Annotated in this window: 9 protein-coding genes and 3 pseudogenes; 5 read left to right on the top strand and 7 right to left on the bottom strand. The window is 46.5% G+C overall.

What is annotated here, in order from left to right; all coding sequences use genetic code 11:
• Positions 1-1,409, top strand: a 1,409-nt coding sequence (locus M977_RS23075; protein WP_064519284.1) for a C2 family cysteine protease, incomplete at its 5' end; no start/stop codon positions are given.
• A gap of 1,047 nt (positions 1,410-2,456) precedes the next feature.
• Here the strand turns inward: M977_RS23075 and M977_RS23065 are convergent.
• On the bottom strand, positions 2,457-3,092 hold the full coding sequence (locus M977_RS23065) for a helix-turn-helix domain-containing protein (protein ID WP_064519277.1): 636 nt from the start codon (positions 3,090-3,092) through the stop codon (positions 2,457-2,459).
• 1,750 nt (positions 3,093-4,842) lie between these two features.
• Between M977_RS23065 and M977_RS23060 the strand changes: the two genes are divergently transcribed.
• Positions 4,843-5,598, top strand: a complete 756-nt coding sequence (locus tag M977_RS23060) for a tyrosine-type recombinase/integrase (RefSeq protein WP_064519275.1) — start codon at positions 4,843-4,845, stop codon at positions 5,596-5,598.
• Between the two features lie 26 nt (positions 5,599-5,624).
• Here M977_RS23060 and M977_RS23055 read toward each other — a convergent pair whose 3' ends face one another.
• The 3 genes from M977_RS23055 to M977_RS23045 form a co-directional block, all read right to left on the bottom strand.
• Positions 5,625-6,083 carry an RES family NAD+ phosphorylase gene (locus tag M977_RS23055; RefSeq protein ID WP_064519273.1) on the bottom strand — a complete coding sequence of 153 codons (459 nt, stop codon included), beginning with the start codon at positions 6,081-6,083 and terminating at the stop codon, positions 5,625-5,627.
• A complete protein-coding gene (gene parS / locus M977_RS23050) occupies positions 6,080-6,523 on the bottom strand; it encodes a type II RES/Xre toxin-antitoxin system antitoxin (RefSeq protein WP_064519270.1) in 444 nt (147 codons plus the stop codon). The genes M977_RS23055 and parS overlap by 4 nt, the downstream gene beginning before the upstream one ends.
• 109 nt (positions 6,524-6,632) lie before the next feature.
• Complete coding sequence (locus M977_RS23045; protein ID WP_157092126.1) at positions 6,633-7,361, bottom strand: replication initiation protein; 729 nt, start codon at positions 7,359-7,361, stop codon at positions 6,633-6,635.
• 745 nt (positions 7,362-8,106) lie between these two features.
• On the opposite strand from M977_RS23045, the gene sopA reads away from it, so the two are divergent.
• Both sopA and M977_RS23035 read left to right on the top strand, forming a co-directional pair.
• Positions 8,107-9,273, top strand: coding sequence for a plasmid-partitioning protein SopA (gene sopA / locus M977_RS23040; RefSeq protein WP_064519267.1), 1,167 nt, complete (start codon positions 8,107-8,109; stop codon positions 9,271-9,273).
• A complete protein-coding gene (locus M977_RS23035) occupies positions 9,273-10,235 on the top strand; it encodes a ParB/RepB/Spo0J family plasmid partition protein (RefSeq protein WP_064519265.1) in 963 nt (320 codons plus the stop codon). The genes sopA and M977_RS23035 overlap by 1 nt, the downstream gene beginning before the upstream one ends.
• Before the next feature lie 315 nt (positions 10,236-10,550).
• Here the strand turns inward: M977_RS23035 and M977_RS24710 are convergent.
• Both M977_RS24710 and M977_RS25925 read right to left on the bottom strand, forming a co-directional pair.
• A pseudogene (locus tag M977_RS24710) lies at positions 10,551-10,724 on the bottom strand (DUF4113 domain-containing protein); the annotation flags it as partial.
• An 18-nt stretch (positions 10,725-10,742) separates the two neighbouring features.
• Positions 10,743-12,041: pseudogene (locus M977_RS25925) on the bottom strand (IS3 family transposase).
• A gap of 351 nt (positions 12,042-12,392) precedes the next feature.
• On the opposite strand from M977_RS25925, the pseudogene M977_RS25050 reads away from it, so the two are divergent.
• Positions 12,393-12,870, top strand: a pseudogene (locus M977_RS25050) (antirestriction protein ArdA).
• A 66-nt stretch (positions 12,871-12,936) separates the two neighbouring features.
• On the opposite strand, the gene M977_RS23010 reads toward M977_RS25050, so the two are convergent.
• On the bottom strand, positions 12,937-13,206 hold the full coding sequence (locus tag M977_RS23010; protein WP_064519258.1) for a helix-turn-helix domain-containing protein: 270 nt from the start codon (positions 13,204-13,206) through the stop codon (positions 12,937-12,939).
• Positions 13,207-13,440: the final 234 nt, after the last annotated feature.

Genomic DNA, 13,440 nt, shown 5'->3' with positions numbered 1-13,440 from the left:
CCCTCATCGCAAGCCTGGATGTCAGTCATATTCAGACTTTGGGCAGCGATGTGTTGCAGTCCCTTAATAACGACGAACTGCTGGGTATCTCAACCTCGTTGTCTGCGCAACAACGGGGTACCCTGACTCAAAGCCAGCTGGCACTGTTATCCACGTCTGCCAGCACGGGCAGCGCACTGATTAATGGTCTGAGTGATACCATGCTGAAAAACATCATGACGGCCACTGCGGCTGACAACACGTCGCTGTTCAACTTTGAAACTATCGAGAAAGTTCTCAAAAGCTTTGCCTCGTCGCTGACCGATCCACTGACCGCCACGCAGTACGGCGATTTGACCAGCTACGTGCAGACTATTGGCAGCGTCTGTGGAACGGACTCTTCGCTCTACTCGATTGTCAACGGCATGGTGACAGGGGAAGGCGGTGCTTCGGTGCAGTGGACCTCGCAGGAGGACGGGACATTTACCCGCATTGGTTGCCTCGGTGTTGGCTCCTCTGCGACTCAGTTTAGTCAGCTCATCACCAACTGGATGGACGGCACCAACGCCCCGGCCTCTTCTTCCACCGAAGATACTGTGGGACGTCCACTCTTTGCTGATGGAGGCCCGACGATTAATGATATTCACCAGGGACAGGACGGTGACTGCTCCTTCCTGTCTGCTCTCCAGGGGGTGGTGCATACCAATCCTGATTTTATTAAGTCGATGTTTGTTCAGAACCCGAATAACACGTATAGCGTGAGGTTCTTTAATAACGGCGTACCGACCTGGGTCACGGTTGATAATAATGTGTTTGTCGACGGGAACAGTGTTGCCAGCTCCAGCTGGGTGGCGATTGCCGAACGGGCAAACGTGGCGTATGAAGCCACTTATCTGAATGATGACAACAGTTACTCCAGCCTGCCGGGCGGTTTCTCCAAGCTGGATGCCATTACCGGTGATACTAACAAAACCTTCTGGGCTAAAAACACGACTGAGGATAAATGGAATACTACGGATTTTGAACTGCTGAAAACCGCCGTACTGAACGGTGCACCTGCGCAACTTTCCAGCTGGGAAAGCACAAAAGATGCCGTTACCGGGCAGACAAACTTTGTCCATGCGCATGCATTCGCCATTATCGGATTTGATACCACAACCAGTGATTTTATTCTGACCAACCCGTGGGGAGCCGACCGTAACGATAGTAGTGTTGCCGGGACATTTGAAGCGTCAATGGATGAAATGTGGCAGCACGGAAATTACAATACCGGTATTGCGTTCGTTAATTCCAATGGAGCAAGTGGGGCTGCCGGGCAACTGGTTACTGCAATGGCGACAATGACATCAACGCCAGGAGCCAGTTCAGATATAGCATCCACATTGCCAGGAAATTATGATACACCGCTCATGGTGAAACCGTTGGTTTAATATTTTCCCAATGTATTAATGCCCACTCATATGAGTGGGTATATTTCTTTAAAAGCATCAAAGAAACCATTCTAGATTCAGAAGTAAAATGCTAGTCTTTTATTTAAAAATAGGACTGTAGTAAGTGGTTTAAAATATAATTTTAGTTTATATCTTTAATAAACGATCTGGTTTTTTTGACACCAAACAATTAACAAGGCACCTTCAAGTCTAATAAAATAATAATTCAAAAGTCATTGGTTGGCATAGTTTTTTTTAGCAGCGTAAATCGTGTTATTCTGAATCCACGAAAAACGGGGTTGGTATTTTCCCGTGTACCGAATAATTCATTTTTTATTATTCCAGTCGGGGGGCAGGCCAGTACTTTCAGCATTCCTACCTGGGCATATTCGTGAAAAAGGCGTCAATTATGGTGTTTTGAGTGTCGCGTAACTCCAGCCCTTTACACTCTTAGCGGCAATACCCCGACTCCGAAAGTATCGGAGACTATGCTGGATATAATTGTGGTATTTGTAACAATACGACCATCAACCCCACCCTTAGAAGCTCTGCTACTTTTAAAATCAATCCTTACTACTACCTCATCTGCACTTGTATAACTGTTTTCAGCCCCCTCTCAAATCTCATTTAGAGCCGTCATCTCCCCTGTGTCCCCTGCGTCTGTGTATATAGGACTGTACTTACCGAAAATAATTAGAGGCAGCATGGTAAATAAAACGCGGGAGAAATTCAGAAGTCCGGAAACACATCGACCATCCAGGATGTTACGATATTTACCTGTGCCACGTGTTAACTCACTCACGACAACCGAAAGACGTATTTTTATCATAAACTAACTTTCCAGTTTTATTCTAAATTGCAATATAGGAATTTTATGTTCCTCTGTAAAAAAATAAAAAAAACCAATAATATATAGTATTAACTTTCTTATAAATCTCCCGCAAATTTTAAATCATTCAAAATGAATGAGAACAAATATTTTTATCTCATAGAGTTGATTAGACTGCAGACTAATGCTTCAACAATTTTTGATTGCAGATTTTCCAATCAATATTTTTCTGGTAAAAAGTAAACATTTTTCAAAACAGCTCTTTTAGTTATGATGTAACAGCCTTCATTTAATGACTTCAGGATCTTTGTGATTGAACTCCTCGATATCTGATGACGAGAAAGGATGTAATCATAAATTGAAATTTTATTTCGTTGTTCATCTGACAATGTCCAGATTTCCTTGATGCATGATTTTATAATATCGTAATTACTGGTAACGAGAGTATATTTTTGATGCTGTTCCTCTGCTACTTCTATGAGGTAGGTGACAATATTCAGAATGCTCATCCAATATTGATTACCTGAGATGTTTGAAAAAAAATGTTCTTTGTTAAGGATCGAGGCACGGGTATCCTCTTCACATACCATATAATAATTTTCAGTATGTGAAGAGGATAAGGTAATACCAAATGGAAACGGGGGTTGGAAATGAAGTATGAGTTTGTTGTCCAGTTTACGATATAGGGCAACTTGTCCTTCTTCAATAAGAAAGACAGATGGTTTCGAACTCATGCTCATATCAAATACAGAACCCGCTTTTAATAAAAAAGGCAAAGTTTGTTCATTCTGGATAATGAGTTTTACAATTCGTTGAATATCATCATTCGGTCTAGTTATGCTTGATAAGTGCATATTTATGTTCCTCAGTGTTATCCCATCCCTCCTTGAATGCACCCACTGTTTTATTTCATCAATATCAATTTGATTCATCTATTTTAACAACACTTTTTGTTACATTTTTTATCTAAATGTTACTTTATCTGTGTTGCTGTTGTTTATTTTCGGTCGATTATTTGATTTATTTTGCATTCTTACGTATGTTTTTGTTTGGCGCAATAACTATAAATGAGTAATGTGACTCATGACTTTTGGTAATTAAATTCATTGGTTGTTGATTTTTAATTTCGAATTTCCTTTGTAATGTAAAGTTTCTAACTAAAGAAAGGTGTGAAAGTGTTGTAAAGACCAAGGATAATATTGAAATGGAATGATAAACCTGACACATGAATAAGGATAATATCCTTGCCTTATAGTAAAAATATATAACATATAACATATAACATAACGACCACTGATAGTAATTGTATCTTATTTATGGAGCCCGCCTTGAAGTTGCACAACCACGGTTAACTCTATACTGTTGCGACCACAGCTATGGTAATGGCTCTCCGAGAGTTTGAGACTGTACCTGGTATGGTCCAAAAAAAGCATGCAGATATCCCTGATCATAAGTAGCTGCAGTTTAGAGGCTTGACATAAATCTGAAAAAGCAAAAGCTGGACTTACCTGCCGGTTAGTATTGAATCTTTCCTGCAATTCAATAAGGTTTCACGATGCCAATTATAAAGAATAAGGACCAACAAAAATCATTACTGATGATCCAAGATTCCTGCGAGAAACCGGATGAGGTTATGGATTGTTTTTCCCTAGTTATTATATGTGAAGGGAGTTCACATCTTTAATATGGTTTTACAGAATAAAACAAACACAAGTCGACGGTAAATTGTCAGGATGAATAACGATGGGGGTATTTTCCTTCATCCTGATACCTGAATATATTTACACGTGTAGGCACGCTAATTATTTCAAAGAAAATCGAACCGAAAATAATTATATTATTAATTATCCCTGATGACTCAGATCCCACCATGTTAGGGTTTATTAAAATTAAACAAATCAGGTTATTATTTTGGAAATGCAAGAATGTAGCCATTTTTGTTGGCTTCTAAATATCCTCCCTTAAGGTATTTATATTCTTAATGAAGTGCGTTCACTGGTTAACCGATTTAAAATCCAGGATTTCGGCGTCATAAGTATGGAAGATAATTCTATTGCAAAATTAATTGCATGGGGTTTAATTAATTTTATATCAGCGAGATAATATAGATTGTTGAATGTCTTTCGAAACAGCGATATTGGCTATTATACGGGTAAAGACAGGATAATACGACTCCTGCCCCTGCCCCTGCCCCTGCCCCTGCTCCGCTTAGCAACACAGTCAGTTTTTTGGCTTGTCCCTGCCTCCTGCTATATTCCGTTTTCTGCTATTCCCGGCAACCCGTGCAGTTCGGGGCATTTTCACGTATCTCCCCAGGATGTTGTGTTCCTATCTGCTTTCCATCCCATCATCCAGGCTAAAAGGATCACATAAGGATCCTTTTCCGATCCGGCCTGACATTTTTCTTTTTCTGTTTTCTGGTATATTTATGGAAAACGGAAATACTCCCTGCCCGCCTCTGCGGGTTTTTTCAGTGGCGAAGCGGCGTCATGAAGGCGAAAATAGACGCAGTTTTCCACCAGATTGCGCTACGTGAATGCTTTTTGTTTTTGTGGGGCAAACCCCTGCAGAATTCACGTAGCGCAACTTATGCAATGAGGTGTCATGTCGTTACATCCTGTCACCCTGAATACCCCGACCCAGCCGGGTGGCCAACCGGATTACGGCCGGGCGATCGCCCTGCGACGCATGGCCCTGCATTACACCGAACTGCCGAAATATCTGCTGGCGCCGGAAGTGGCTGCCCTGCTCCACTATCTGCCGGACTGGACACAGCACGGTCTGGTCAACACGCTGTGGAACACCGGCGCGCGGATCAATGAAGCGCTGGCATTGAGGAGGCGGGATTTCAGACTGAATGATGACATTCCGCATGTGGTGATCCGCACCGCCAAGCAACGACGTACCGGCGGTGGGCGCCCACAGAAAGGCAAGTCCGCCAACCGGGTGGTGGTGCTGTCTGATGCGGATTATGTCCGGGAGATGCGCAATCTGTTTGCCAGTACCCGGGAGAAGTTTGATATCGATACGCTGACGGGCGAGAAACGCGCCATGCCGGTATGGAGTGTCACGGATCGGACGGTGAGGAACTGGCTGAAAGGGGCCGTGAACCAGGCGGAGCGTGACGGCGTCACCTTTACGGTGGAGATCTCCCCGCATACGTTCCGGCACAGTTTTGCGATGCACCTGTTGTATGGCCATACCCCACCCAAGGTGCTGCAGTCCCTGATGGGGCATGAAAAGTACGAGAGTACCGAAGTATATACGAAGGTGTTTGCGCTCGATGTGGCCGCCAGTCAGAACGTGACGTTCACCCTGCCGGTGGGTGATGCGCTGCAGCTGCTGCGGGAAAACCGCTGAACCTGAAGTGGCTAAAAGAAAAATGACTACTTCAGACGTTCATCAAAGCGGAAATCTACCGGGACGGCCTGGCTGATAATATTCGCATATTCAGTATGGGCGGGGCTGAGCAGGAAATTGTACTCCACCGGTGAGAGCGCACCCGGAATGCGCAGTGCCACCGCTTCACCGCTTCTCACCCACTGATCGCCGATGTCGGCCAGGGCCGACGGAGCTTCTGATGCCGCCCAGCTCTGCGGCAGGCTATTTCTTTCAATCACCTGAATCAACTCATCCGGCACGTCCACCGACAGCAGGGTAAACGAATCGAGCAGATTTGCGGCATGCAGATGCACCAGGGTCTCGAGCATGGTCAGCGAGGCGGCTTCCGAGGTGTAGACCATGGCGGTCCCGACGCTGTTCCAGCGGCCGCCTGCCTCTTTTGCGCCCTGCCCGGTCCAGGCGGTCATCAGGTAACGGGTTTTGGTCAGACGCCAGAGCTTCAGGAGTATACCCCGTGCTCAAGGCGGGTGATGAGTTTCATCACTTCCCAGGCACCGAACTCAGAGGCCAGCAGGTCGGCCGGTTTTTTCCAGCCCAGGGCGCGGCTGGGTTCATTGAGCCACTGCTGGGCCGCCGCTTTATCCCCTTCAAACAGATCCACCGCCTTATCCAGTACGCGGATGAACCGCACCAGACGCTCACTCTGTGACGGACTGAAACGAGTTTTACTGTTGCGGTTAAACGTGGTGCCGGGAATACCGGTCATGCGACGCAGATCGGCCTGAGTGATGTGCGCCCAGGATACGATGCGGCTGGCCACTTCGCCTTCCAGCCCTTTATCAATCTCGTCAACCAGCATCAGGCTGTCGGATACGTTCAGCCCGACGTGTTTCCACAGGTTGTCAGGGCTGTGAGCGGATGTTGTGGGTATAAAGACTTTCATAAGCGCCTCCGGATGGTATTTTTATTATAACCATATGGTACCACATGAGCAAATTATGCCCAGTGGATTGCCTTTAATCAGGAGGTATGGGAAATACCTGAAGTTGTCACTAACCCTCAAGAGGAGGTAACTGAAGTGGCCGTGCAAGAATAGAAAAGAGAAGTTTGCCATTATCTTCTTCTTTCATTGAGACTTTTATCGGCGTTAGGGCGTTGATTTTCTCGATAGCAGGCAGCAAAAAAGTACGCTTCATCTCTGCAAAGTTAGCACGCTGAGAGTCCGGGAGCTCATAACGGTCGGCAAGCCAGGCCGCTGAAGTGATCCAGATACCGGAAGAACGGTACTGGCAGAGGCTTTCATACAAGCGTATCACGCGTACAGAGTTGATTCGTCCACAATCGAGCAGAGTATAGGTGGTGAACTGGCTGGTCAGCCCTGTCAGATACGGCATGACCTTCGGGTTGATCTCGATGTTCCACTGGCCCCTCCCACGTTTCAGCCCAGCCTCAGAAAGCCACGGGCGACGCACTTCTTCATATTCCCCTTCTGACGGGAAAAATGTGACCTGACGGTTCCCCAGTTCATCAATGCCTTTGCGGACATCGGTACTGGCCGTGGCCTGGCTGACCTTAAAGTAGCGCTGGTAATCAGCCACCTTTACCGTGAAAACACCTGGGTGTTCCTGTTGATAGTAGGTTTGCATCAGACACAGCCACAACACGCGTTTTGCCTGTAATGGCAAATAGTATGCAGCTTCCGTCAGCTCATTAGACTGAGAGATTTTTAAGGCATTATGGGGCTTCGGTTCGACTATATCCGTCATTTTACAGGTGTCCATGCCAGTTATGGGATGTTTTTCCTCTTCCCATAGTGGCAGATACCCGTCGACCGTCAAGGTCTTCTTCAGCTATTTCCCACAAATCTGTGAGGCTGAAATAAACTTCAGGTGTTTCCCATAGTTACTTTAGCTGTTTCCCACACAAACCCAGGCTGTTTCCCACACCATCTATATGTATTCCCCATAGTAACCCAGGCTATTTCCCACACTACCTACGCCAGAAGCCCCGTGATTAAAGGCTTACGCGCAATCTAAAAAGCTTTTAAAAAGAAAAAAAGAATAAAACTCTTTAAAAATAACCTGTTGATAAGCGCATAACTATGGGAAATGGCTAAAGTTTACGGCCTGAAATAAAGACTATGGGAAACATCTGAAGAAAGAGGTCGTTATAAGCCCAAAACAGCTACTGTGGGAAACACCTGAAGAAAGAGGATGTTATGAGCATAAAACAACCACTATGGGAAAGAGCTAAAGTTTGGCGGTGAAGTCTGAACAAACTGAGTGGCCGTGCCTCTTTCGGTTCAGTGATATTGCGCTTCCTCGCTTTGACAGACTTCGCTAGTCAAAGACTGCGGCGAGCACTACGTTTTACAAATAACTATCTTTGATAAATAAGAAATTTTTTCCGACTAATAAGTGATCAACTTTGCAATAACTAACGTACTTTGCGCCATTTTTGTTGCTTTGCAATAAATTCCAAGATTTAATGAATTATTGCAAAGTTAAACTACGAAGGACTTGCGACATGGGGTTAATGGATACTCTCGACCAGTGCATTTTCGCTGGACATGAAATGACAAGAGCTATTGCAGTTGCTCAGTTTAATGATGACAGCCCGGAAGCTCGTAAAATTACGCGTCGCTGGCGCATTGGTGAAGCATCAGACCTGGTTGGTGTATCATCACAAGCCATTCGGGATGCAGAAAAAAGTGGTCGATTGCCCCATCCTGATCTGGAAATGCGCGGACGTGTTGAGCAGCGAGCGGGATACACGATTGAACAAATCAACCATATGCGTGATGTATTTAATACTCGTCTGCGTCGACCAGAAAATACTCTTCCCCCTGTTGTAGGCGTAGCGGCACATAAAGGTGGCGTATATAAAACCTCAGTATCCGTTCACCTTGCACAGCACCTGGCCCTAAAAGGGCTACGGGTTTTGTTAGTCGAAGGAAACGATCCGCAAGGAACAGCCTCGATGTATCACGGTTGGGTACCGGATCTTCATATTCATGCGGATGATACGCTTTTGCCCTTCTACCTGGGAGAACGTGACGATGCAAGTTATGCAGTGAAGCCAACCTGTTGGCCCGGTCTCGATATTATTCCTTCCTGCTTAGCACTCCATCGGATTGAAACAGAAATGATGGGACGATACGACGAAGGTAAACTTCCGACAGAGCCCCATATGATGTTGCGTCTGGCCATCGAGACAATTGCACATGATTATGATGTGGTTGTTATCGATAGTGCTCCTAACCTAGGTATCGGGACGATCAATGTTGTGTGCGCTGCGGATGTACTTATTGTCCCTACTCCTGCTGAGTTGTTCGATTACACCTCGGCTTTGCAATTCTTCGACATGCTGCGTGACCTGCTAAAAAATGTGGATTTGAAGGGTTTTGAACCAGACGTGCGAATTCTGCTGACTAAATACAGTAATAACAACGGTTCTCAGTCTCCGTGGATGGAAGAACAGATCCGCGATGCATGGGGTAGCATGGTTTTAAAGAATGTTGTTCGTGAAACGGATGAAGTAGGAAAAGGGCAAATTCGTATGCGTACCGTTTTTGAACAGGCTATCGACCAACGTTCATCAACAGGGGCATGGAGAAATGCGTTGTCTATATGGGAACCAGTTTGTACGGAGATATTTGATCGGCTGATCAAACCGCACTGGGAGATTCGATAATGAAGCGAGCGCCAATTATTCCGAAGGTAGTGACACCTCCAGTACCAAAACATGCTTCTGAAACGCCAGCGGCTCCAGTGGTTGATTCTTTGATAGCACGAGTCAGTGCGATGGCCAGAGGCAATACGATCACACTACCAGTATGTGGCCGGGATGTTAGATTTACGCTGGAAACAATTCCTGGGGACAAAATTGAAACGGGATCAAAAGTCTGGGTCAATAACGAACGTGATCAGACGCTGCTAACCGAAGAGGCACTGGATGACCTCATCCCTTCCTTCTTAGTTTCCGGGCAACAAAATCCGGCGTTCGGCAGAAAAGTTGCTGATGTCATAGAGGTGGCTGATGGCAGCCGACGTCGAATGACTGCGATGCTAACTGCTTGTGATTTCCGAATTTTGGTCGGGGATCTGGATGATGAACAGATGGATTCGTTAAGTAAGTTAGGGAATGATTATCGCCCTACGAGTGCTTACGAACGTGGTCATCGTTATATCAAACGGCTGAATAATGAGTTTGGTGGCAATATTTCTGCTCTTTCTGAGGCAGAAAATATTTCACGTAAAATCATTTCACGATGCATGAATACAGCCAAATTACCGAGAGAACTGATGGCCCTCTTCTCTCATCCAGGTGAATTATCTGCAAGATCCGGAGATGCGCTGTCGAAAATTTTTGCCATCCATGAAGCAGATATTCTTGCTCACGTTGAACGAATTTCGCAAAGAAAAGCTGCCGGTGAAAAACTGGATGCGGAAGAAATTTTTAATGAATTGAATGGTGCGAAAGCTACATCAGGCGCAATGAGGACACAAACAACTAAACGGCAATATGCACCTGGTGCTATCAGCAGAGTTAAAGGCAACCAGTTTATCCTTAGCCTGGATACCTCAGTGCTACCTGTAGATATTGTCGAACGTGTTGAAGCTATTCTTCTTGAACTTGAATCTTCCTGTAAGTAGTTAACGCTGATCTAAATACCTAACTTTCTAACTGGGGCCACGGTCCCAACCTGCTAACTGGGACCACGGTCCCAACCTGCTAACTGGGACCACGGTCCCAACCTGCTAACTGGGACCACGGTCCCAACCTGCTAACTGGGACCACGGTCCCAACCTGCTAACTGGGACCACGGTCCCAACCTGCTAACTGGGACCACGGTCCCAACCTGCTAACTGGGGCCATGGTCCCAACCTGTTTAAGGGATAACTTGGATATTGGCAAGACGAGAGCTGAGTTGATTGAAAAAGAATTCCTTTGAAAGGCGTCGGGGCCGATCATCGGATAGTAGCCACCGGAATTTCAGACCACCGTGTTGTATAGGCAGGTGAAAGCATTTCTCGTTTCATCTGCCATTCTGGGGCGATACCCCGCCCCGCGAACCAGACCTTTCCCAGTCCTGAATGATTAATCGAATCCAGCGCTTTCATCAGCTGGTCGCTTGATCTACGCCCCAGATCTTAGACAACTTATGCAGCCTGATTTAATCGATATTGTACCGGGCTAAGACCGCCAAGTTTTTCCTTTATTCTCAATTTGTTATAATAGTCAATGTAGTTAATGATGTCTTGCTTCAAGTCATCCACATTTTCATATTTATTGAGATAATAACATTCTGATTTCAGTGTTCCAAAAAAGCTCTCTATAGCCGCATTATCAAGGCAATTCCCCCGGCGAGACATACTCTGGACGATGCCACTATCCTTTAACCATCGTTGCCATCGCGACATTTGATACTGCCAGCCTTGATCGCTGTGCAATATTGGATGTTTCCCTTCAGTCAGCACTTTTAAAGCATCAGTGAGCATGGCTTTCACCATTATAAAGATCCATGATGGGGGACAAGTAAAGCTTCTTCCCATTAACTTTAAATTCAGTTACATCTGTTACCCACTTCTCGTTAGGGCGTTCTGCATAAAACTGGCGTTTCAGGATATTATCGCAAATTCGTCCTTGTTCTCCTTTATATGAACGGTACTTTTTGACGCGGATCAGGCTGCTAATACCCAGTTCCTTCATTAGTTTTCTGACGGTTTTGCCATTAAGTAAAACCCCCTCGTTACGACATGCCAGCCTGATGCGTCTATAACCATAGCGACCTTTGTGTTGGTGATATATTTTCAGTACAAGCGTCCTGGCAGACTGATATCGGTCCGGGGCCGCAAGACGTTTGATATGATAATAGAATGTGCTCCGCGGCAGCCCTGCAACAATTAACAACCGGGACAATGACCACTCTTGCCTTAGTTCATTAACAATGCTTACTTTTTCTTGTGTGTTGAGCATGTTTTCTGCTGAACCAAGGCCTTCAGCTTTTTTAAATAGGCATTCTCGACTCTGAGTTGTTCAAGTTCCTCTCGCTCATTTTCGGTCAATGCTGGCAGTGGTGGGGCCGGAATGACGCTTTTATCTGGCACAGGGATGCTCTTTTTATTTTTTCGGATGAAAGCATCCTCACCATATTTTCTATACTTTTCAAGCCAGGTACATACAGTTCAAAAGGCTGGTATCCCATGTTTTACCGCAGTTTCACGAACAGAAAAACAATCATCCACGACTTCTTTCACTACCGTAAGTTTGAAAGCAGCAGAGTAGCGCCCCTTTTTACCTGTAAGTATGTCTATTCCATGCACACGGTAGGCATAAGCCCATTTTCTTACCGTGCAGGGGCTGATGTCATACATCCTGACTACAGATTTCAGACTCAACTCGTCTTCCAGGTATTTTTCTGCAACTTCCTGTTTGAACTTCAATGAAAATTTTGCCATGTGCCCTCAGTTTTCGCTCTGGTGTCTAACTTTTGGGGCTCACTATACTATGGTGGTTAAAGACTGAGCAGGGCAGGGCATGGGGTTCGCTCCGTGCCCTGCAGCAAAGTATCCACAGGTTGTGCGGGTGGATGTTCACCCGGATTGTGGACAACCGTTATCACAAAGGATGTCGCGGTGCTCCACGTTTTTGCGGCGCGTGGCGCCGGGGGAGGGGGGGCCGTGTCGTGACGGCTTACGCCGTGCCGTTACGGTAGCCGGGCCGCTGCGCCTGCGTTTGCCGCTCCTCCCGTCTGTCGTGCCGTCACGGCGAAAGCCGGCGCTGAGATAACATTCACGACGGAGGATTTTATGCACACAGTTACCACCCCTGCGGTTTACGTTGGCACATACCATAAATACAACTGCGGCAGCCTGGCCGGTCAGTGGCTGGATGTGACGGATTTTGATGATGAGGCGGAGTTCTATGCCGCCTGTCGTGCGCTTCACGCCGACGAGGCCGAGCCGGAGCTGATGTTCCAGGACAATGAGGGTTTTCCTTCCGATATGGCCTCGGAATGTCACATCAACTGGGCGTTTGTGGAGGCGTTTAAATCCGCAGAGGAAAACCACCAGGCTGTCGTGGGTGGACTATACCGGCGACTGCGATTTTGACCGGTTTGAGGCGGCGTACTGTGGCGAGGCCGAAGATGAAGAGGATTACGCACGCGAATACGTGGACAGTACCGGGATGCTGAGTGAAGTGCCGCAGAGCCTGCGCGATTATTTCGACTTTGAGCACACAGGGCATGGCCAGTCTGTTGACGGTTGCTACGATGCATCACGATGATGAGGTTCGGGATCCGGGTTGATTTGGCGGCCCTGCTGAAGACCCCGCGCATCGAGCGCGGGCTCTTCAGTGCCCGGCCTGTGACCCCGGCGCCCGGCTGGCGTTGTGCATCGTCCGCAGGAGGGTGAGCAGCGGCTCCTGATGCTTCTTTTGCACCATGGTTGCCAGTAAATTTCCGCTACTCAGCGCGAGGGCGGCCAGCGCTACCATGCGTTTTACCTGATCACCGTTTTCATAATCTTTGTAGGTTCGCAGGCTGACGCCCAGTTCTGCCGCCGCTTTCTCCCGGCTCCAGCCGAAACTTTTTCGCCATAATCGCAGATCATAACCGGTCATTGTGATATCCAGAAAAGTGCAGTAATTGCACTTAATTTAAAGGGTTTATGCAAAAGATTCAATATAAAAAAGGGCAATAATTGCACTTAATTAGATGTAGAAATTGAGTGTTTCATTGCATAAAAAAGGGCAAAAACTGCACTTTATTTTTACGGTGTTAATTCGCAAAACCTGGCTGAACGGACAGCAGTAAGGGCCTGAAAAAATGCATACCACCCCGTGGCCCCTTCGGCA

Origin of the sequence: Buttiauxella gaviniae ATCC 51604 (assembly GCF_001654835.1) — a bacterium.
GTDB classification, from domain to species: domain Bacteria; phylum Pseudomonadota; class Gammaproteobacteria; order Enterobacterales; family Enterobacteriaceae; genus Buttiauxella; species Buttiauxella gaviniae.
The sequence above is the reverse complement of the archived record's forward strand: the minus strand, read 5'-3'. Positions and strand labels throughout refer to the sequence as shown.